The organism is Candidatus Enterococcus willemsii (assembly GCF_009933335.1).
In the GTDB taxonomy this organism is placed as follows: domain Bacteria; phylum Bacillota; class Bacilli; order Lactobacillales; family Enterococcaceae; genus Enterococcus_F; species Enterococcus_F willemsii.
In genome coordinates this window covers 131166-154289 of record NZ_MAEL01000035.1, presented here as the reverse complement: position 1 = coordinate 154289, position 23124 = coordinate 131166, and the positions used below count along the sequence as shown (strand labels likewise).

The 23124-nt window shown below is 38.9% G+C and carries 18 protein-coding genes; 2 read left to right on the top strand and 16 right to left on the bottom strand.

Annotated elements, in window-relative coordinates; all coding sequences use genetic code 11:
- Positions 1-76 precede the first annotated feature (76 nt).
- The 6 genes from cydC to BAU17_RS06370 form a co-directional block, all read right to left on the bottom strand.
- Positions 77-1825: a thiol reductant ABC exporter subunit CydC gene (cydC, locus tag BAU17_RS06395; RefSeq protein ID WP_161902000.1), complete on the bottom strand. Its 1749-nt coding sequence runs from the start codon at positions 1823-1825 to the stop codon at positions 77-79.
- A complete protein-coding gene (gene cydD, locus BAU17_RS06390) occupies positions 1818-3530 on the bottom strand; it encodes a thiol reductant ABC exporter subunit CydD (RefSeq protein WP_161901999.1) in 1713 nt (570 codons plus the stop codon). The genes cydC and cydD overlap by 8 nt, the downstream gene beginning before the upstream one ends.
- Positions 3531-3535: 5 nt before the next feature.
- Entirely contained in the window at positions 3536-4549 is a 1014-nt protein-coding gene (gene cydB / locus BAU17_RS06385; RefSeq protein ID WP_161901998.1) for a cytochrome d ubiquinol oxidase subunit II, read from the bottom strand.
- A complete protein-coding gene (locus tag BAU17_RS06380; RefSeq protein WP_161901997.1) occupies positions 4542-5969 on the bottom strand; it encodes a cytochrome ubiquinol oxidase subunit I in 1428 nt (475 codons plus the stop codon). The genes cydB and BAU17_RS06380 overlap by 8 nt, the downstream gene beginning before the upstream one ends.
- A gap of 265 nt (positions 5970-6234) precedes the next feature.
- Positions 6235-7017, bottom strand: coding sequence for a sulfite exporter TauE/SafE family protein (locus tag BAU17_RS06375; protein ID WP_161901996.1), 783 nt, complete (start codon positions 7015-7017; stop codon positions 6235-6237).
- A 1-nt stretch (position 7018) separates the two neighbouring features.
- Complete coding sequence (locus BAU17_RS06370) at positions 7019-7987, bottom strand: NAD(P)H-quinone oxidoreductase (RefSeq protein ID WP_161901995.1); 969 nt, start codon at positions 7985-7987, stop codon at positions 7019-7021.
- 287 nt (positions 7988-8274) lie between these two features.
- Between BAU17_RS06370 and BAU17_RS06365 the strand changes: the two genes are divergently transcribed.
- Entirely contained in the window at positions 8275-9261 is a 987-nt protein-coding gene (locus BAU17_RS06365; RefSeq protein ID WP_161901994.1) for a helix-turn-helix domain-containing protein, read from the top strand.
- 28 nt (positions 9262-9289) lie between these two features.
- On the opposite strand, the gene BAU17_RS06360 is transcribed toward BAU17_RS06365, so the two are convergent.
- Positions 9290-9961, bottom strand: coding sequence for an NADPH-dependent F420 reductase (locus tag BAU17_RS06360; RefSeq protein WP_161901993.1), 672 nt, complete (start codon positions 9959-9961; stop codon positions 9290-9292).
- On the bottom strand, positions 9954-11012 hold the full coding sequence (locus BAU17_RS06355) for an Atu2307/SP_0267 family LLM class monooxygenase (RefSeq protein WP_161901992.1): 1059 nt from the start codon (positions 11010-11012) through the stop codon (positions 9954-9956). The genes BAU17_RS06360 and BAU17_RS06355 overlap by 8 nt, the downstream gene beginning before the upstream one ends.
- A 182-nt stretch (positions 11013-11194) precedes the next feature.
- On the opposite strand from BAU17_RS06355, the gene BAU17_RS06350 reads away from it, so the two are divergent.
- Positions 11195-11656, top strand: coding sequence for a DUF2188 domain-containing protein (locus tag BAU17_RS06350; protein ID WP_161901991.1), 462 nt, complete (start codon positions 11195-11197; stop codon positions 11654-11656).
- A 139-nt stretch (positions 11657-11795) separates the two neighbouring features.
- On the opposite strand, the gene BAU17_RS06345 is transcribed toward BAU17_RS06350, so the two are convergent.
- The 8 genes from BAU17_RS06345 to priA form a co-directional block, all read right to left on the bottom strand.
- Entirely contained in the window at positions 11796-14282 is a 2487-nt protein-coding gene (locus BAU17_RS06345) for an ATP-dependent Clp protease ATP-binding subunit (protein WP_161901990.1), read from the bottom strand.
- A 36-nt stretch (positions 14283-14318) separates the two neighbouring features.
- Positions 14319-14804: a CtsR family transcriptional regulator gene (locus tag BAU17_RS06340; protein WP_161901989.1), complete on the bottom strand. Its 486-nt coding sequence runs from the start codon at positions 14802-14804 to the stop codon at positions 14319-14321.
- A 135-nt stretch (positions 14805-14939) separates the two neighbouring features.
- A complete protein-coding gene (pknB, locus tag BAU17_RS06335; RefSeq protein WP_161901988.1) occupies positions 14940-17126 on the bottom strand; it encodes a Stk1 family PASTA domain-containing Ser/Thr kinase in 2187 nt (728 codons plus the stop codon).
- Entirely contained in the window at positions 17123-17863 is a 741-nt protein-coding gene (locus tag BAU17_RS06330; RefSeq protein WP_161901987.1) for a Stp1/IreP family PP2C-type Ser/Thr phosphatase, read from the bottom strand. The genes pknB and BAU17_RS06330 overlap by 4 nt, the downstream gene beginning before the upstream one ends.
- Before the next feature lie 13 nt (positions 17864-17876).
- Positions 17877-19226 carry a 16S rRNA (cytosine(967)-C(5))-methyltransferase RsmB gene (rsmB, locus tag BAU17_RS06325; protein WP_161901986.1) on the bottom strand — a complete coding sequence of 450 codons (1350 nt, stop codon included), beginning with the start codon at positions 19224-19226 and terminating at the stop codon, positions 17877-17879.
- 1 nt (position 19227) lies between these two features.
- Entirely contained in the window at positions 19228-20166 is a 939-nt protein-coding gene (gene fmt, locus BAU17_RS06320; RefSeq protein ID WP_161901985.1) for a methionyl-tRNA formyltransferase, read from the bottom strand.
- Positions 20159-20650, bottom strand: coding sequence for a peptide deformylase (gene def, locus BAU17_RS06315; RefSeq protein ID WP_161901984.1), 492 nt, complete (start codon positions 20648-20650; stop codon positions 20159-20161). The genes fmt and def overlap by 8 nt, the downstream gene beginning before the upstream one ends.
- Positions 20651-20664: 14 nt before the next feature.
- A complete protein-coding gene (gene priA / locus BAU17_RS06310) occupies positions 20665-23070 on the bottom strand; it encodes a primosomal protein N' (protein WP_161901983.1) in 2406 nt (801 codons plus the stop codon).
- Between the last annotated feature and the right edge of the window lie 54 nt (positions 23071-23124).

Below are 23124 nucleotides of genomic sequence, written 5' to 3'. Positions count from 1 at the left end.
GACCTCTCCTCCTCTGCTTTATCATACAAAACAAAAAGCTCCACGACAACTAACTCGTTGTTATGGAACTTTTTTCTCAATTGATGCGACCATCATCAATGGCTTTCAATTTTTGGTAACGTATATTTGTTTTTGCTAGTTCAGCTGGTGAACCGGACATTTCAAGCTGACCATCTTCAATGAAAATGACACGTGCCATCTTTTCAATTCCTTGTAAATGATGGGTAATCCAAATCACTGTTTTGTTATTTAACTCTCCAAAGAAAGTATCAATCAATGCTTGTTCTGTAATCGGATCTAAACCGACAGTTGGTTCATCCAACAAAACAATCGGGGTATCTTTTAGTAAAATACGTGCCAACGCCATCCGATGACGTTCTCCACCAGAAAAACGCAAGCCCGCTTCATCGACCATGGTGTCTAAACCAGCTGGTAGTTTATCAACTAATTCTTTCAATCCGACACGCTCTAATACATGCCACACTTCGTCCACACTGGCTTTTTCATTACCAATACGCAAATTGTTCAGAATCGTCGTATGGAACAAATAAGGTTCTTGTTGAATGACACCAATGTATTCAGAAATGCCATCGCCTAATTGATAGGTTGCCACACCGCCTAAAGTTAGCTGGCCTTCATTAGGAACTAAATCACCACGAATCAAACTAGCAAGCGTACTTTTCCCCGAACCACTTCGTCCTAAAATAGCGACCTTTTCGCCTTGTGGAATTGTTAAGCTCAAATGATCAAGCACATTGCGTGTACCTTTTTCATATTGGAAAGTCACATTGTTCACGTCAATGGTCAATGGTTCTTGCACGTTTTCAACTGTTTGGACTTCTTCTTTCTCGGGTAAATCATTTAGACGTTCCAAAGAATCTTTGTAGATATTGGTTTCTTGTGCCGCATCGGGTAAAACAGCAAACGCATCAACTAATGGAAAGACACTTAAAACAAAAGCCGCAATCCAGTTCGCTTCTCCGCCATGATTTCCTACAAAACGTTGACTCGTCCATAAAATTAACAAGACAACAATGACCCCAAAGATCGCTTGCAATAAGAAATTCCGACGGCGATTAAAGCGACGGAGCTTTTCTTGCACACCTAATAAATGACGTTCAGATGTTTCATGTAATTGCACATATTCTTGCCCACGTTGGCTGAAAATCCAATCAGAGACACCTAAGACGTTATCGGTTAAATCGGTGTATAAGGCATTTTTTAACTGCTTTTCTTGCTCTTGTCTAGCACCATTTACTAGCACTGACCATAAAGGTAAGACAAACACTATACTAAAGAGCATCAATGCCATAACAAGCGCAAACCACCAAGAATAAAAACCTAATCCGATAATCAGAAACGCATAAAGTATCCAAGCGATTACTGTTGGAAAAATCGTCCGTAAATACAGATTTTGAATATGATTAATATCTTCTGCCAATAGACCTAAAATATCTCCCATTCGATAGTTACGTTTGAAGAAAATTGCATCTTTTTCTAAGGTTGTATACAATTTTAGTCGTAATTTTGAGGTCATTTTTAAGACCCAATTATGACTGACTAAACGTTCAATATAGCGAAAAACGGGACGACTAATCCCAAAACCACGTGTAAAAACAATCGGAACATAAATCATTAAAATATTTTCGGGCAATGAGGCTGCTCGACTAATTAAATAGCCTGAATTAAACATCAAAGCACCTGCTGAAAAGAAGGTCAGAAACCCAAGAATCAAGGCAAGTACTAAGGCTTTTTTATATTGTTTTAAGAATGGTTTCACCCAAGTATCTTTTTTAAATGCTTGTAGTAGAGGAATCTTATTCATTTGCTTCCCTCCTCATTTGTTGCGTCAGCGAGTAGAAGTGTCCTTGTTTCGCTGTTAACTCGTCAAACGTACCCACTTCTATCACTTTACCATCTTCAATGACCATAATTTCATCCATTTGATGCATCCAATGCAAACGATGTGTCGCAAAGAAGACTAAACGATTTTCCATTAATGGTACCATGCGTTCTTTTAATTCGACTTCGGTTTCAATATCTAAATGGGCTGTTGGTTCATCAAGCAATAGGATTTTTCGTTCTTTATCTAAGAACGCACGTGCTACAGCAATTCGTTGTGCTTGCCCACCACTCAATGCCCGTGCACCGCCACCTAATTGTGTATCGAGCCCTTCAGGTAGTTCAGCCACTAATTCCGTCAATCCAGCCACTCGAACAGCTTCTAGAATATCTGCTTCAGATGCTTCCGGTGTATAAAACGCAATGTTCTCACGCAATGACATTTGGAAGACATACGGATTTTGAGGAATATAAATCATTTGCTTTTGCCAATCTTTTTGCGCAAAGTTAGCTACTGATTCTCCATTTATCTGAATTGTACCCGTTGGTTGCAAGAAACCACTCAACGTATTAATAAACGTCGATTTACCTGAACCACTCATCCCGATAATCCCAATTTTTTTGAAGCCTTTAACCGTATAATCAACCGCTAACGCTTCTTGTTCATCATAAGAAACTGTCATTTCCATTTCAACAGAAGAATCCTCTGACCATGTTGGCACAGAAATCTGTTCCCCTTCAATTTCTGGTTCCTCTAGGATTTCACGAATCGCTGTCATCGCATTTTTGCCATCTAATGTCGCATGATAGTCACTGGCAAAATCACGAACAGGTAAAAAATACTCTGGTGATAAAATCAAGACTGTCAATGCTGGGAACAATAGAATACCTTCATTAATCAAACGTAAACCCAACAAAACTGCCACAATCGCTACGGATAGCGTTGTAAAGAAATCCAATGCAAACGTTGATAAAATGGCTACTTTCAACGTGCTCATCGTCGCTTTACGAAATTCTTCACTCGTACTATAAATACCACGACCATATTTTTTACTTAAACCAAACATTTTAAGCGTATCAATCCCACGTAAGGAATCAATAAAATGGTTGGATAAAATTTGAAAGGCTTTATACTGACGATCCGCTTTCGCTTGTGCCGCATAACCCAAAATAATCATAAAAATAATAATCAACGGAAAAACCAACAACAAAACAATCCCTGACTCTACATCAAAATAAAACACAACTGCTAAAATCGGCCAAGGAACAATCATCATATTCATCATCTTGGCCAAAATTAAATGAATATAGTTTTCTACTTGAGCAATGCCATCTAATGCCATTGTCGTCATATTTCCTGTTCCTTGTTTTTGAACAATTTGTGGCCCTACTCGAAAGATTTTTTCTAACAACAACTGACGTAAATACCCCGCTTGCTCCGCTGAGTACTTGTCCAATATCTTGTCACGAACAAAAGTTACACCATGTCGTGCTAAATAAATCACAAAGAAAGCGACAATCATTTCTAGCTGATCTAGCAATAATTCACCACGCCATAAATTCGTAATTACTGTTGCTAACGTATAAGCTTGCCCAATTATAAAGAGGGCTTGCAAGACGGAAAGTCCTGCAAGCATCCCCATTATTTTCTTTATGCCTGGCAAGCCAATAATGGCTTTATCCATCATAGTAATTAATACCCCGCTGTATCTGTTTTTCTAATACGTTTTCTAAAGATGTAGTAAGACCAAATGATATACCCTAAAACGAATGGTAAGATAGTCAATGCTACATAACTCATAATTTTTAATGTATAAGGTGTAGAAGACGCATTTTCAATTAAAATATCAAATTTCGGATCAACTGAACTAATCATGACACGAGGGAACAAACCAGTAAATAACATTGCCACTAATGATACTAATGTTAAACCACTAGCAATAAAAGCAGTCTTTTCTTTTTCTTTGTATAACGCCAAGTTAGCCACAACTGTTAAAATAACCATTAGCGCTAAAAAGACAATTGTTGTCACAGGACTATGCTCAAAGAAATCAGTGTTGAAATACAATAATACGGCAAATGCTGCTAAACCAACGTAAGCAACCCAATAAAGAGCTTGTGCATAGTTACGAGCACGTAAACGAATCGCACCTTCTGTTTTTAATGAAATGTAATTCAATCCATGTAAATAAGAAAGCAACGTTACTGCTACACCACCGACTACTGAAAATAGATTCACGTAGTCTGTAAAGCGCGCACTCATATCACCATTGGCATCAATTGGCATTCCTTTAACTAAGCTAGTAAATAAAAGACCAAAACAAAACGGCACAATTAAACTACCTAAACTTAATGTCCAGTTCCAAATCCATGCTTTCTTCGCTGGCATGTGGTGACGGAATTCAAAAGAGACCCCACGAATAATCAATCCTACTAAAATTAATAATAAGATTAAATAATAACCACTGAATAAAGAAGCATACCAGAATGGGAAAGACGCAAACATCGCGCCACCTGCAGTAATTAACCATACTTCATTTCCATCCCAAACAGGTCCGATTGTTTCAATTAATTGACTTTTTTCTTCTTCGTCATGTGCCAGTGTTTGTACTGACATTCCGACACCAAAGTCAAACCCTTCTAGGAAGAAGAATCCTGCAAATAATACCCCGATTAAAACAAACCATAATAATTCTAAATTACTCACTGAACTCACCTCCATCAAATGGATCGATTGTCTGTGTTTCAATTTCAGTTGCTTCTAACGCATCTGGTCCTTTTCTTAATAAACGGACAACTAAGTACGCCATGACACTACCTACTCCTGCAAATAAAACAAAGTAAACAATGTTTGAAATCATTAGTGACGTAGCAGAAACATTTGGTGAAACACTTTGTTCAATCGTAAATAATCCATACGCTGTCCATGGGTAACGACCTAATTCAGTCACTAACCAACCAGCTGTATTCGCTAGGAATGGTGTAAAGGTGGTCAAAGCAACAATCCACAACATCCAAGATTTTTCATAAAGAATTGGTTTTTTCTTACGTGTTAAGAACAAACCAACAATTGCCACCATCAACATTAATACGCCAAATCCGGCCATAATACGGAAGCTCCAGAATAGTGTATTGACTGGTGGGTAGTAGTTACGTTCACCGTATTCTGCTACTAAGTCTTCATTTACTGAATCCATCCCTGGAACCATTCCAGTTGGTTCATTATAAGATAAAATACTTAACATATACGGAATTTCAAGACCAAATACACGATCGTGTTTGGCTTCATCCATCCACGCAATTAAAGTCCATGCTGCAGGATCTCCTGAATCTTCATACAAACCTTCAGTTGCCGCAAATTTCATTGGTTGATCTTCAACCATCGCTTTCATTTGGAAATCGCCGGCACCTAAAACCGCAATAGATCCAACTAAAGCAACCCAGAAACCAATACGCATTGATTTCGTGTAAACGGTACGGCTCAAATCAGTCAATGTATTTTTTTTCAATAGACGGAATGCTGCCATACCGGCAATAACGATTCCTCCCATTGCAATTGCAGCTGTAATAACATGAGAAAACTCATACCATACTTTATGATTACTTACCAATGCTACAAAATCAGTCATTTCTGCACGACCATTGTCTGGGTTAATTGTGTAACCAACTGGATGTTGCATAAAACTGTTCGCAACTAAAATCCAGAACGCTGACATCATTGAACCCAACACAACTAACCAAATAAACAAGTTATGCACTTTCGGGCTTACTTTATCCCAAGTAAACATCCATAAACCTAAGAAAGTTGACTCTAAGAAGAAGGCTAATAATGCTTCAACTGCCAACGGTGCCCCAAAAATATCTCCCATAAAACGAGAATATTCTGACCAGTTCATTCCAAATTGGAATTCTTGAATAAGACCTGTTACAACCCCTACAGCAAAACTTAATAGGAAGATGTTTGCCCAAAATTTTGCCATTTTTTTGTAAAGCTCATTCTTTTTTATTACATAGAGAGTTTCCATAATTGCTACAACTAACCCTGTACCGATTGAAAATGGTACAAAGAAAAAGTGAAAAATGGTTGTCATCGCAAATTGGATTCTTGCTAATGTAACAATGTCCATAGTTTTCTCCTCCTTGTCTTTATTCTTTCCAAAATAAAGAATACTAAAATGATTGCACAAAAAACGCGAAGCAATTTTAAAAAAGTTTCACAAAGAATCTTATTGCTTTCGTTCCTGTATTAAATCGGTGAGTCAATGAAAAAAGTTAACTTTTTTCACTAAAAACACGCCATCATTTTCTATCATATTCTTTTTTGGAAGAAATGCAATCATTTAATGCTGTGAGAGGGCTTTCTTGTGAAATTTTTGTTACTACTCGAAAATTTCACAAAAATAACCGAATGCCATTAAAAATATTTATTATCAATACAACTAAAATAATGACCTGAAAGATAAGAGTGACCTTTCCTGATGAAAAAAGATGACTCGCTTTTGCTCCCAATAAACCACCCAAAATGGCTGCTGGAATAATGTACAGAAGAATCGTTAAATCATAACGTTCAAAGCCCGTAGACATTGCAATTGTGAGAAGTTTCGATAATTGAGAGAAAAAAATCGTACAAATAGAATAGACTGTCGCATCCTTAATCGGCATCGCAAACATCAACATCAATAAAGACACATTGATCGGTCCACCACCGATTCCTAACAAACTAGCTAAAAAGCCTAAAATCAACCCGCATAAAATATACCAGCTAAAATGACGACAATGAAAATTTTTCCATTCAAAACGTGAATACAAAAAAGCAAAAATCAGAGTGATAATTGTTAAGATAATTTGAAACAGCTGTACACTCTGACTACCAGAAAGACGTAACAATTCTTCAAAAAGTGTATTTCCTAATACACCACCAAGAATTGATCCTAACGAAATATAACCAACTAATTTCAAGCGAATGCTCATACCATTCTTGACTTGACGAAAGGTTGAAACAATCGACATCACAAATACCGCAACAGTTGAATAAAAGGAAATAGCGACTACACTATCCATCGCAAATAAATCTAATACCGGCTTGATAATCACACCGCCCCCCATACCCGAGACTGCTCCGACTGTATTTGCTACGATAATTACTAGAAAATATAGTATTCCTTTGACGAGCATATCAGACCTCTTTCACACGCAAGACGATTTTCCCACTATTCTTATTCGCTTCCATATACTCATGAGCTGTTTGCACATCTGCTAAATCAAAAATAGTATCGACAACTGGATAAATGGTCCCGTTTGCTAAATAAGGAGCAACATTTGTATAAAACTCTTTCGTTAATGCCGCTTTGTAACTGTCTGCTCGAGGGGTCAATAAAGTGCCTTTGAGTTGTACACGTTTTTCTAACAAAGCAAATAAATCGACTTGTTCGACAATACGTCCCCCAAGAATACCAATCAGCACCCAACGACCATCTACGGCGATACTTTTTAAATTTTGTTGCCAATAACTGGCACCAATAAAATCAAGAATCACATCGACTCCTTGCCCATTTGTTTCTTGTAAGATACGTTCTGAAAAATCTGTATCGTGATAGTTAATCCCGACGTCTGCCCCTAATCGCTGACAAAGGGCTAATTTTTGGGCAGAACCTGCTGTGACAATGATTTTTGCATCAGTCAGTTGTTTTGCAAGTTGAATCGCTGCTGTGCCGACACCACTTGCTCCTGCATGGATTACCACTGAACCAGTCTGTAGTTCCCCTAACCAATACAATGTTTGATAAGCGGTCAAAAAGACTTCAGGTATCGCAGCGGCATCGGTAAACGATAAATTATCCGGAATCAGCATCGCACGATCACTTGGCATCACGGCATACTCACTATAGCCACCTTGATTAACAAGTCCCATCACACGATCACCGATTTTAAAGGAACTGTCGCCATTTATTTCTCGTACAATACCGGCTACTTCAACGCCTAGATAAGGGTTCACTCTCGTTTGTCTGGTGATGATATCTGTCCGATTAACAGCAGCTGCTGCAACTTCAATTAATAGTTCACCTACAGACGGTTTGGGTACATCTTGTTCCACAATTTGGAGTTGTTCACTCTCTCCAGGTTGCTTCGTAGTTACTATTCGCATAGTATCTCCCTCCATTTCTTATGTTCATCATACTTGCTTCACTAAAAAAATCCAAGTCACCCACTCTAAATAGTCAAAACCTACTCTTAAACGACTAAAATCTCTATAAAATGGTGCAAAATTCGACATAAACGTCTTAAAAACGACAAAAAAGACCATAAATAGCTAAATTTAACAAAAAAGTAGCCTTTTAACATCAGTTTGAGACCTTTTTCTCGTATATTTGACTATTAAGTACTTTTTGTAATGACGAAACAGTATGCTAATTTATATGTGAGGTGATGAGGATGTTTCAAACAATCTTACTAAAACAAGACCAATTAATTTATCAAGTTTTCCAATATCTCCAAATTGAAAATCCATGTTCGTTAGACAAACTATGCCAGAAATTACAAAAAGCACCTGCTGCTTTGAAACGTTATTTGCAAAACTGGCAGAAAGAACCATTGAATCGTGCGACTGGTGTTGGATTTTATCTTAAAAAGAATATCCTTCGAGGAATCTATGCCGAAGAACATGGACAATTATTTTTTTCTACATTGCTTCATCGCAGTGACGCTTTTCAACTATTGCTTAAAGTGCTAGATAATCCATACTATTCCACAAAAGAATTGCGTCGTAGTATGCATATCAGTGCGGCTTCTTTTCAACGTCGTGTCCAACAATTATTGCCACTGTTAAACCATTATCAATTAGAATTGTCCTTTATGCACACTCCGGCACTCAAGGGAAATTTAGCGCAAATCCGTTGGTTGGCTTGGATTACTTCGTTACTTGCCGATCCACCACATAGTTATCAATCAGAGGCACTCTTTCAACGTTATCAATCGATTCAACGACAACGTCCGACAAAAGATTATATTGTACGACCTACGCCAGTTTATTATGCACCACCCTATCAATTGTCTGAGCGTGGCTTTACTTTTTTATGGCAACAATTGACCGGTTTAGAAAAAATTTGGGCACCAGCGACCATTAACGACACCATCTTTTTTGCTTTGCATGCTCATACAACATTGGATAGTTGCGTGTTTCGTGAAATGCAACAAAAGTTCCATCAAATACACGGTCTCTGTAGTTTTTTTACAGGAGAAATCGTTGTACCTTACAAACCATTGTCTGACGAAACCCAACGACTTGTCCAAAGCTTTCGTCTCTTGCTACCTAACTACAACCAATTATTAACCAAACACCCTGAAATTCCGGTTCTGTATGAGTATTTATTAACCGACTATCGACGGATACAACAGCAATTATTCGTTGCGGAAGAGTAAATTTTACATAAACAAAGAGAAGCCTGCTTCAGACTTCTCTTTGTTTCATCACTTGTTGGCCAAATTCCGTGTCTGGAAATTGGTTGATTTCTGCTAGGAAATCTTCTTCTGTTAAATTGGCGCCAAATAATGTGCTACCTGGTTCAAGCATGATTCCTTCTTTCAAGGGACCAATCGATAAGGGGGTAAAACCTAGCTTCTGAATCATTTTTGCCACTTGCTTACCGGCATCATCCTTATCTGTCGCGTAAGCAATGACTTTTCTGGTTGCACCTTGTTTATGGGCTTCACTTTCAATATCATGGTACCCCATATGATTAAATGCCTTGACGATATCACTTTCAGCTAAAAAGTCTGCAATAACTTCCGAAGACGAACGTTGTAAGTTAGAAATCGTATTTTCTTTACCATCGACTTCCCACCAATAATTCATGGCATCTATCACAATTTTCCCTGATAATTCTTCTTTAGGCAGCATTTGGTATTTACTCAAAGGCAACGCCAGTAATATAATGTCTGCTTGTGCTGCGGCTTCTTTGGCCGTTAGTGCTTTAGCTCCGGGAACGAGTACTTCAATCGTTAAAGCGATTTTATCGACTGCTCCTGAACCAGCAATCAAGACTTCATAACCTGCTTCGACTGCCAAACGAGCTAAGGCAGTGCCTAATTTTCCAGCGCCAAGAATACCTAATTTACGCACGGTTATCGCCAACTCTCAATAATTCTTTTACTCGCGGAACCACTTTTTCACCATATAGTTGAATGGTACGGAAACGGTCTTTTTGTAGCTGACCTCCTGCACCATATACTAGGTCAAAACGTTGGACACCCACTTCTTGAATCATTTTTGCCATTTTTTGGGCAACAGTTTCTGGACTACCCACGTAATAAGAACCGTGAGTGATTTCAAATTCAAAACGTTCACGATTCATTGCTGACCAGCCACGTTCCATCCCAATTTGATCCATAGATTTTTTCAAATAATTCCAGGCAATTTCTTTGGCTTCCTCATCTGTATCAGCAATGACGCCATGTGAATGCATGCCCACTGGATGAGCAGGTTGATTAAATTTAGCAGCTGCACGTTCATATAAGTTGATATACGGTTTGAAACGTGTTGGTTCACCACCAATAATCGCTAACATAACTGGAAATCCGTATCTTGCAGCACGAATAATGGAATCTGGCGAGCCACCGACACCTACTTGTACATCCAAACGTTTTGATAATTTAGGGTAAACTTGGGTATTTGTCAAAGATTGGGTGAATTTTCCTTCCCATGTGACTGGTTCATTCGCTAACAACTGATGAAATAATGCAATTTTTTCTTCAAATAATTCATTGTAATCTTGCAAATCATAACCAAATAAAGGAAAAGATTCCGTGAATGAACCACGACCAAGCATCACTTGCGCTCTTCCGTTCGATAACGCATCAACAGTCGCAAACCGTTCATACACTCGGACAGGATCATCCGAACTTAATACTGTTACTCCTGTTCCTAGTGTAATGTTTTTAGTGACCATTGCTAGGGCTGCAAGTACTGTATCTGGACTAGAAATAGCATATTCTTTGCGGTGATGTTCACCTAGCGCAATCACATCTATTCCTAATTCATCGGCTAATTTACCTTCTTTCACAATCATCCGTAAAGATTCTTCGTAGCTCATTCGTTCTTTTGTCTCATCGTTATAAGCCACATCGCCAAACGTGTCTAAACCAAAAATTAAATTTTCAATATCTATTGCCATTTTATATTCTCCTTTAAACTTACTGGTACTTTAACTATAAACTATTTTTTGAGAAAACCAATAAATATGCTTACTATTTGTAAGCGAGCGCTTTATTATCTTTTAAAAACAATTTTTGTTACTCTTTAAGTAAGAAAGTAATACAGGTATTAAATGCATTTAATCGAAAGGAAGAGAAAATCATGGCTTGGAATATGCAAGATTATCCTACTTCAATGAAAAATTTGGATGTGTTGACCCGAAAGAAAGCAATTGACATTGGAAATGCCTTATTAGCTGACAAGTATCCCGAGGAACGAGCAATCCCGATTGCCATCAGTCAAGCCAAAGAGTGGGTAGAGAATGCCACTTCGCAAGAACGACACGACTTTGCAAATACCAAAAATCCAAGTAAAGCAGATTCACACGACAGCAATCCCGAGCATTCTCGATTATTAGATGTTCCTGTTCTTGTAAAATTCGACGCTGAACAAAAAGAATGGCTCGTCATCTCAGAAGGAGCAAAGCGCGCAAGTGATCGCTTTCATACGAAAAAAGAGGCTGTAAAACGCGGATCAGAAATTGCCGAAAATAAGAACAGCACTTTAAAAGTCTACAAGATGGACGGAACACTGCAAGAAAAGAAAAATTTTGAAAGAGATTGATACGTTTCTTTAAATAACATTTCTCTAACGATTTAGCAGTTTTGCTTTAGAAAGATATAAAAAAGCTCATAAATAAAAAAAGTACCCCACTTCTCGTGAACCCATATTTGGGGCAATTGAGAAGAGAGGTACTTTCTTATTATACTTTTTCTAATATTTTTGTCGTTTTCGGTTCTTTCACATTCAGTGTAATCGTTCCTTTAGAAGCACCAATTGTTACTTGGTTTCCTAATTGGATTTGACCTGAAAGCAAGGCTTCGCTTAAACGATCTTCGACTTCTTTTTGTAATGCACGACGGATTGGGCGTGCACCGTATTCAGGGTCAAATCCTGCTTTGCCAATTACATCTAGTGCAGCTGGTGTGATTTTTAATTGAATATCTTGTTCTGCTAAACGTTTAATCACAGAACGGCTCATGATTTTCACGATTTGATGGATTTCATCTTGTTTTAGTGAGCGGAATACCACCGTTTCGTCAATTCGGTTCAAGAATTCTGGACGATACGCTTTTTTCAATTCTTCCAAAATACGTTTTTGCATGGCTTTGTGATCTTTCGAGGCATCGACCACATTAAAGCCAACATTTTTTTCTTCACGTAGTTCAGTTGCTCCGATATTTGACGTCATAATCAAAATCGTATTACGAAAATCAACACGGCGTCCTTTTGAATCCGTCAAGTGACCATCATCCAGTACTTGTAATAAAATATTAAAGACATCTTGATGGGCTTTTTCCACTTCATCTAGCAAGATAACTGAATAAGGTTTTGAACGAACTTTTTCTGTTAATTGGCCACCTTCGTCATAACCGACATATCCTGGAGGTGAACCAATCAAACGGCTCGTACTGTATTTTTCCATAAACTCAGACATATCTACGCGAATCAACGCATCTTCACTACCAAACATCGCTTCCGCTAAAGCTTTAGCTAATTCAGTTTTACCGACACCAGTTGGTCCTAAGAACATAAAGGAACCGATTGGACGATTTGGGTCTTTTAAGCCACTCCTTGCACGGCGAATGGCACGTGAGACTGCTTGAACAGCTTCATCTTGACCAACCACTCGTTGATGCAAGACTTTCTCTAAATCAAGCAGACGTTCACTTTCGCGTTTTTCCAATTGTTGCAGTGGAACACCGGTCCATTGAGAAACGACACTTGCTACATCTTCGGCAGTCACTTTATCTTGATAACCAGAAGCTTCTTTGACTTCGATAAATGCGACTTCTGCCAAACGCTGGTTCAAGTCTTTCTCACGTAAACGCAAACGAGCAGCTGTTTCAAAGTCTTGTTGGCGAATAGCCGCTTCTTTTTCTTCGGCTAATGCTAATAATTCTTCTTGCAATAACGCCGTTTCAGAAACTTCATCTGCTTTATCCAAACGAACTTTCGCAGCGGATTCATCCATTAAATCAATAGCTTTATCAGGTAATTGACGTGAATTGATATAACGAACAGAGAGCTGTACCGCCGCATGTAAAGCATCATCCGTAATTTCTACGCCATGGTGCTCTTCATAACGTGAACGCAAACCTTTTAAAATTTCTTCTGCTTCTTCGGGTGTCGGCTCATCAACTTGCACACGAGCAAAACGACGTTCCAAAGCTGAATCTTTTTCAATATATTTTTGGTACTCATCTAAGGTTGTTGCCCCAATTGTTTGTAGCTCACCACGAGCCAGTGCTGGTTTTAAGATATTTGACGCATCAATGGCTCCTTCTGCGCCTCCTGCACCAATCAAGGTATGCAACTCATCAATAAATAGGATGATTTGTCCATCTTGATAAATTTCATCAATGATTTTTTTCATCCGATCTTCAAATTCACCACGATATTTCGTTCCAGCAACTAATGCACCCATATCTAACATCATAAGGCGTTTTTGTTGCATGTCGTTGGGTACTTCACCATTCACAATTTTTTGGGCAAGCCCTTCTGCAATGGCTGTTTTACCAACACCCGGTTCACCTACTAAAACAGGGTTATTTTTGGTACGACGACTCAAAATTTGAATCAAACGTTTGACTTCTTTTGTGCGACCAACGACTGGATCTAAACGCTTTTCACGTGCCAATTTCGTTAAATCTCTGGCCAAAGAATCTAATGTTGGTGTGCCACCTTCTTGTGTTTGTTGACGATTTTGTTGTGGGCGACGACGTCCACCATTGCCTTTAGGTTGATTCAAGCCCATTTTTTTCTTCAATAATTGACGCATTTTGGCTAGGCTCATTCCTAAGTTCAGCATAATACGTGAAGCGAGAATTTCTTCATCACGTAGTAAACCTAATAAAAGATGCTCTGTACCAATTTGTTGGGCACCTAAACGCTTAGCTTCATCACCTGCATAAGCAAAGATTTGACGTGCTCTTGGTGAATAAGGTAAAAAGCCCCCAGTAGGATACTCTTTCATTGTGCCATAACCTGTTAGGTGTTCGATTTCTTCACGAATGTCATTTTCATTCACACGCATTTCTCGCAATGTTTTGCCAGCAATGCCATTTTGTTCAATAATTAAGGCTAATAAAATATGTTCAGAACCAACGGATTGGTGTTTAAAATATTTTGCCTCTTCTTGGGCAATTGCGAGAACTGCTCTTGCTCGTTGAGTAAATAGTTCATCCATGGGGTTCACTCCTTTGTGTTCAGTCTCAATGACTGACTATTTCTGATCCGTACGAGTATCACTATCTTCATAACTTAAACGTTCTAAAATACCATGCATGATACGCGCACGAATTGTATTTTCTTCAGCTGTGGTATTCAACACAGCTTTGCTAATTGTTGTTAATAATAAATTACCTTCTCTTTTTGATAAAATACCTTCTTCATATAGTTTCTGAATAATTGCTGCGGCATCTTTTTCGGAAATTGTTTGACCAAACAATTGATTGACTTGTTCTAAAAAGTGATGACAACTTGTGACTTGTACTTTTTCAATGCGAATATATCCACCGCCACCACGTTTACTTTCTACTGTGTAACCACGTTGAATCGTAAAACGGGTATTGATGACATAATTAATTTGTGAAGGTACACAATTAAATAAATCGGCCATCTCTGCACGGCGAATCTCGATCCTTTCGCTTTCTTCAAGGATTTTCTTCAAGTACGCTTCAATCAAATCAGAAGTATTTTGTTGACTCATTTATACGCGCCCTCCTTGACTAATATTGACCTTCATTATACCGAATTTTTTCTTGCTTGGAAAGAAGAAGGCTTTTATCTTAATGGAAAGCAAAAAAAGATAAAACAAAATGAACTTTTGTTTTATCTTTCCTCTTTATGGTACTTGTAACGTTGTTGCACCCGTAACCTTTTTACTAACTTCTGATTCATCATCTCTTTGGGCATAGATGGTTGCTTCTTTTCCATCTTCAATGGTTACTGTAATTGGAAAAGTGACTGTATCACGATCTTCACTTACCGTATCTTGTGCCACTTGTGTCCGAGAACTATTGTTACTATCTTCTAACCAAACAGTAATTGTTTGTTCTGGCTTGTCTTCTTTTTTGTTGTAATTAGCTTGTACATTCACAGTAAATGTTTTTGTTTTTGCTTCTTCTTTTCCTTTTGATACAACTAATTTTACAGTACTACCTTTGTCTACTTCACTACCAGCCGATGGACTGCTTGAAATAACATGACCGGCTTCTACCGACTCATCATATTTTTCTTCGATTTCTACATTAAATCCTTCGTCTCGTAATGCTTTATCTGCATCAGTCAATGCCTGATCCACCACATCTGGAACCGTCACTTTTTCGGGACCAGTGCTCACAGTTAAAGTAATCGTCACATCATTTGGCACAACCTCTGTGCTTGACTCGGGGGTTTGATAAATAATTGTGCCGGCTGGTGAGTCACTTGGCGTCTCCTCAATCACAACTTCACTATTCCCTAAACCATTATTTGCTAATTCTGCGCGAGCACTTCGTTCGTCATACCCAATCAAATAAGGCATAATCACTGTTTCTGGCCCTTTACTTACAGTAAATTCCACTTCGGTATCAGCAGCAACGACCTCTTCATCGGCATCAGGGGTTTGCTCAATAATTTCACCCGCAGGAACCGTACTGTCAAATACTTCTTCTGAGGTAATCTTATTTTTATCAAACCCTTCTTTTTCTAAGTCAGAAATAGCCGTTTTGACTTGCTCACCGACATAATCTTGCATCGTTACTTTAGGACTACCCGAACTAATGTATAACACAACTTCCTTATTGCGCTTCACAATCGCTTTCGCTTCTGGATCAGTCTTCACCACGTGACCTTCTTCAATGTCTTCGTTAGCTACTTCTTGGGTTTCTTTGGCTACATTTAAGCCAATTTCATCCAACTCATCTCGGGCTGCCGCTTCGGTTAAATTAGCAACATCAGGGACAGTCACTTGATCACGTCCACCACCTAAACCAAAGTATAGCGCCGTACCAACTACGGCCAAGAATGCTAAGATGAAGAACCACAGCCACCATTTTTTCTTTTTCTTCGCTGGTTTTTCAGGTTCTTCTTTCACTTCAGGTTTCGGCTTAGGCAAAGGCATCTCTTTAAAGGATTCTGGCATCGGTGTATCTTCATCAATTGGTGTCAGAATTTTAGTCTCACCAATCATCGCCTGTGGTTCCCAACGTGGTTCGTTCAAACGGGAAGGAGACAAGACAGTAGATAAATCGTTCTGCATTTCATCGGCTGTTTTGTAACGATCAGTCGGTTCTTTTGCGGTTGCCTTCAACACAACGTTTTCCAATGATTGTGGTAATTCTTTATCGTATACACGAATCGATGGCAGTTCATCTTGAAAATGTTTCAAGGCAATCGTTACCGCAGATTCACCATCAAACGGTACATGTCCCGTTAACATTTCATACAAAATAATCCCAATCGCATAGATATCTGATTGATTGGTTGCCATACTTCCACGTGCTTGTTCAGGTGATAAATAGTGTACCGAACCTAGCATTGTATTTGTTTGGGTAATCGACGTTTCCGATAAGGCAATCGCAATCCCAAAGTCAGCAATTTTTACCACACCGTCTTCATTCATTAAAATATTTTGTGGTTTTAAATCACGATGAATGATTCGATGATGATGTGCTAGAGCAACAGCTGATAACACTTGCTGCATAATATCAACGATTTCTGTATAATCCATTGGATAATGGGTTTGAATATAACGTTTCAAATCCATTCCTTTGACATATTCCATGACTAAATATTGCATGCCGTCTTCCTCGCCTACATCGTAGACAGACACAATATTTGGATGCACCAATTCTGTCGCTGCCAATGCTTCTCGTTGAAAACGTCGGATAGCATCTTTGTTGTCTTGGAAATCGTAACGCAAGACTTTCACAGCAACTTCCCGATCTAAAATTAAATCACGCGCCAAAAAGACATTTGCCATGCCGCCACTACCAATATTGCCGAGGATTAAATAGCGTCCGCTTAGTTTTTTGCCACTTTCAATCATTTAATTGCACCTCCAAGGTCGATTAACAAAACAGTAATATTGTCCACGCCACCTTGTTCATTTGCAGTATCAATCAGTTTTTGAACAGTTTCTTCTAAAGAATCACTTGTTTCAAGATAAGATTGAATTGTTTCATCATTGACCATATTTGTCAGCCCATCCGAACACAGAAGTAAATAATCATTTTCTGCGATAAAATGTGTTGCAACGTCCACTTCCACCGTTCCCGGCATGCCAATAGAACGTGTGACAACGTTTCTTCGTGGATGGTTTGCAGCCATTTCCTTTGTAATTTCACCGGACTTCACTAAGACATTAACAAGTGAATGATCTTCTGTTAGTTGAATCAATTCTCCTTTACGGAATAAATATGTTCGACTATCACCCACGTGTGCGAGTGTAAACTGATCTTCTAAGATCACAACAGCCTCTAAGGTTGTCCCCATACCGCCTAAAGCCATATCAGCTTGTCCGCGTTCATAAATTGTTGTATTTTCCGCTTGAATATGTTGAATTAACCATTGCGCAGCTTTTTCATTGTCAGCTATCTCAGAGGTTTCCCATTTACTACCTAGTTCTTCAACAGTATCATGACTGGCTACGTCACCAGCACGATGACCACCCATTCCATCAGCTAATAAAGCCAGTGTATAACCTTTTTGATTCACAAAGGTTGCCGCATAGTCCTGATTTGTATTTCGTCGTTTTCCAACATCGCTCTGATAATGAATCTCCATCTTCTTCACCTCGTCATTTTTTGCGTAAGCAGCTAATAAAAAAGCCATCTGTCATATATTGCTGTGGATAAATCGTCAACATCTGATTCTTGATACTTGATTGTACCACGTCAGACACAGGTACTTCTACTAAAGAAAAATCTGGATGCTTACTTAGAAATTGTTCAATCACCGCTTGATTCTCTTCTGGCGCAAATGTACAGGTGCTATAGACAAGAATTCCTGATGATTTTAAAGTTGGTGCCACACTTTCCAAAATTTCTAATTGAATGATTGGTAGTTTTTTGAAATCTTCTGGACGTTTATTGTATTTAATATCTGGCTTGCGACGCATGAGCCCTAAACCAGAACATGGTGCATCAACTAAAATACGGTCAAATGTCTCTGCTGGGAAAGTTTCCCCAACCATACGTGCATCTAATTTTTTGGGTTCGACGACATCTGTCACTTGTAAGCGTTTCGCATTATCTTTAATCAACTCAATTTTATGCTCATGAATATCTAAGGCTGTTACTTTACCACCGGCTTCGCTATCTAAAAATGTAGCAATATGCGTTGTTTTCCCACCGGGTGCTGCACAGGCATCTAAGACTTGGTGTTCGGGTTCAATTTGTAATGCCGGTGCCACAAGCATCGAGCTTTCATCTTGAATGGTTAACAAGCCGTATTGAAATAAACGACTGCCCGCAATGAAGCCTTTGTCAGCAATAATACCATAAGGTGAAACTAGACTTTCGCTCGCTTCGATACCTTCTTCTTCTAAAATAGCTAACACTTCTTGACGAGAAATTTTCCGTGTATCGACACGACAGCTGACATGACTAGCTTCAAATAAAGATAAACCTAGACGACGCGTTTCTTCTTCACCAATTTCATTGATTAATTTTTGAGTTAACCATTTTGGCATACTGATTTCACGGCTCAATCGCTCTGTGGGATCTTCAATCGTATCGAGGGATGGTACGCCTTGACGGTCTAAATTACGAAGCACGCCATTGACGAACTTCCCAATCCCTTCATTTCCACGTGCTTTAGCAATTTCAACTGCTTCATTTAAAATGGCATGTGTTGGTACTTTGTCTAAATAAAGCATTTGATAAAGCGACAATTGGAGCAGAATTTTAACCCAATCATCAACTTTTTTGGCTTTCACAATAAATGGTTGCAAATAGAAATTCAACAAACGTTGACGACTTAACGTTCCATAAACAATTTCGGTTAATAAGCGGCTATCTTTGTCGTTGAGTTTATTTTTATTGATGCTTTCACGCAACATTAAGTTTGAATAGGCGCCACCTTTTTGCACACGGTCTAAGGTATTTAATGCGATATAGCGCGCGGTTTTCTTGATGTTTTTTTTCATATTATCCCACCTGTTGACCGACTGCAACTTGCTGTCCGGTTCCGTTTAAGAATGCTGTAATTTCTTGTTGTCCTTTTCCTGCTGGTTGCAACGTATTAATCGCTAATACCGTACCTTGACCACAAGCAATCCATAATTCTTTTTTGCTACGATGGATAATTGTGCCTGGTGCTTGTGTAGTTGTTTCTTCTAATGGTGTGACTGCCCATAATTTCCAACGTTGGTCACCATACATGGTAAAGGCAATTGGCCATGGACGCATACCTCTTACTTGGCAATCAATGGCTTCTGCTGTTTTTGACCAATCAATGGCTTCTTGTTCACGTGTAATATTTGGCGAAAAGGTCACTTTATCTTCCTCTTGCGGAACTGGTTGTAATGACCCATCAATAATTTTCGGCAATGTTTCTAACAATAAGTCTTTACCTAATGCACTCAATTTATCAAACATGGTGCCGACATCGTCTTGTTTGGTAATCGGTAATTTCCCTTGAGCATAAATTCCACCGGCATCCATTTTTTTAATCATTTCCATAATAGTGACACCCGTTTCCTTTTCACCATCAATGATTGAATAGTGGACAGGTGCACCACCACGATACTTAGGTAGTAAGGATGCATGCACATTAATTGCACCATATGTGGGAATTGCTAATAATTTTTCAGGTAAAAACTGACCAAATGCAGCCGTTACAATCAAATCTGGTTGTAATTCAGCAATTTCGGCCATTTCTGGTGAACCAGAAATTTTTTCAGGCTGTAAAACCGGGATATTCAAACGCAACGCAGCTTCTTTGACTGGTGTCGGTGTAATTACTCGTTTACGACCCACCGGACGGTCAGGTTGTGTCACTACCGCAACGACTTCATAGTCAGCAGCAAGGCCTTCTAAAATAGGTACTGAAAATTGTGGGGTTCCCATAAAAACAATTTTAGTCATGATCATGTTCCTCCATATATGTCTCTAATTCATCTTCTGGAATTTGTTCAAGCATCGAATCAATAAATAATTTCCCATTTAAATGATCAATTTCATGTTGAAAAGCTCGAGCTAAATAGCCATATGCTTGGACTTCCATTTCTTCTCCTTCACGGTCAAAATAGCGAACTGTCACTTCATCAGGGCGTTCAACAGTACCATAAACATGGGGAATACTCAAACATCCTTCCACATCAATATCACTCCCAGCCGATTTCACGATGACTGGATTAATTAATTCAAATCGATCGCCTTCTTCAATTTCAACCACAGCAACTTGAATATTTTTGCCGATTTGTGGGGCAGCAATGCCGATACCATCATGAGCAAGCATTGTTTCATACATATCTTCTAATAACTGAACGAGTTCGTCCGTCACTACCTCAACTGGTTCGCAAGGCTGTCGGAGTTTATCATCAGGATGAATAATAATTGGATAGCGCATAAGTTCTCCTTCTTTTAAATAAAATTAAGTGGTTCATTATCAATCGCAACATATAATCCTTGTCGTTGGTCGCGTTGACTGATTTCTAAAATTTCTCGAAGTAAGCCCGAAAGCTTAGGTTCTTGTTTATATTTAATAATTAACTGGTAGTAGTAACGATTTTTCACACGCGCCACGCCACTAGGAATCGGTCCTAACAAAATACTTGCTGAACTTAGTTCGGCTTTTAATTGTTGCGCAATTTGATACATCCGTTTGGCAGCAACTTGTTCTTCTGGGTGGCTGCAGGAAATTTTTACCGTAAAATAATACGGCGGATAACCACTCTGATGACGCATAAACATCTCTTGTTGGTAAAAACGCTCGTAATCTTGTGCTTGCGATAGAACAATCGCATGATGCTCAGGGTTAAACGTTTGAATAATCACTTCTCCTGCTTTTTCTGCACGCCCTGCACGCCCACTCACTTGCGTTAACAATTGAAACGTCCGCTCACTGGAACGAAAATCTGGCAAATTCAAGGCGGTATCAGCATTCAATACCCCGACTAACGTAATATTTGGAAAATCCAATCCTTTAGCAATCATCTGTGTTCCAAGTAAAATATCAGCTTTTCCTTCTCCAAAAGTTTGCAAAATACGTTCATGCGCACCTTTTTTACGGGTTGTATCCACGTCCATTCTTAAAATACGCGCTTCTGGGAAAAGTTGTTGTAGTTCTTCTTCGACTTTTTGCGTACCTGTTCCATAATAACGGATTTTATCACCACCACAATCTGGGCAACGATGAGGAATTCTTTCTTCATGTCCACAATAATGACAACGCATCGTCTTCGTATCCATGTGTAACGTTAACGAAATGTCACAATTTGGACAAGGTAAGACATAGCCACAATCGCGACACATCACAAAAGAAGAATAGCCACGCCGATTGAGCAACAAGACAATTTGTTCTTTTTTGGCCAAGCGATCGCTAATTTTTTCTTGTAACGCTCGTGAAAAAGTACTTGTATTTTTATGGACAAATTCATTTTTCATGTCGATGACTTCAACAGTCGGTAAATTAGCGTTGGGGTTGGCTCTGTGACTCAAACGTAGTAAATGATAAACATTTTTTTGTCCTCGAGCACGAGATTCCAAAGAAGGTGTCGCGCTTCCTAAGACGACCGGACAACCGTGATAATGACCGCGCCAAATGGCTAAATCACGTGCATGATAACGTGGCGCTTCATCTTGTTTGTACGAAGCTTCATGCTCCTCATCGACAATAATCACGCCAATATTTTCCAATGGCGCAAAAATAGCGGAACGAGCCCCCACTACTACATGGGCTTCACCACGTTCAATTCGACGCCATTCGTCATATTTCTCTCCTTGAGATAAACCACTATGAAGCACAGCGACCGCTTCTCCAAAGCGACTCTTGAATCGTTCCACCATTTGGGGGGTTAAGGCAATTTCAGGTACAAGCATAATTGCTGTTTTTTCTTTTTGTAATAGCGAAGCAATCGTTTGGAGATAGACTTCTGTCTTCCCACTACCGGTAACCCCTTCTAGTAGGAAAACCTCTGATTTGTGCTGGTCTTCAGCAGCTAAAATTGCTGCAACTGCGGCTTCTTGTTCTGGATTTAATTTCAGAGAGTACGTCCGTTCAAAGGTTCGATTTTGGTAAGGGTCACGATAAGCTTCCACTTCATCAAATGTTAGCCAACCATTAGCTGCTCCTTGATTTAAGACACTCGTTGAAATTCCTTGCTCGGTATAGAATGCCACAGGTTGTGCAGCATTTTCAACTAAAGTAGCTACGAGTTGCTCTTGACGCTTGGCTCGTTTGTTAATTTGTGCTTGCACATCAGCTAAATTTTCTGCTGTCACTAGACTTTTGACATAGCGAATGGTTTTGATTTTATTTTTGTTTTTAACTAAATATTGGACTTCTACTACATTTTGTTCACGCAAATTTTTTAATTGCTTAAACAGACCACGTTCTTCAGCTTCTTGCCAATCTAATTCATCCGTCGTAGCAAAAAATTGCTCTTTCACTGGATGATGATGATTTTTTAAGACAATTTTCTTCTGATATTCGGCCTTCATTACACTTGGTAACATCGTTTGCAAACAGGTGATTTTAAAGGCAAAGGTTGTTTCTTTCATATAATCAGCTAATTGGAGCAGTTCCGTATTTAACACAGGAGCTAAATCCAACGTACGAATAATCGGTTTTAGTCGTTCGACATACTCAGTCTCTTCAGGAAAACCTACGACAAATCCTTGAATGTGTCGATTGGCGTCACCAAAAGGAACTTCTACACGCATCCCTACTTCGATTACTTCTTGTAATTCTTCTGGTACAAGATAAGTAAAAGGTTGGTCGGTTTGCATCGTTGGTACATCAACGATAACCTCTGCTAAATAAGACATACCTGTCGCCTCCTTCCTGTATATTTTACTAAACTTACCAAGGTTTGTCTGTAT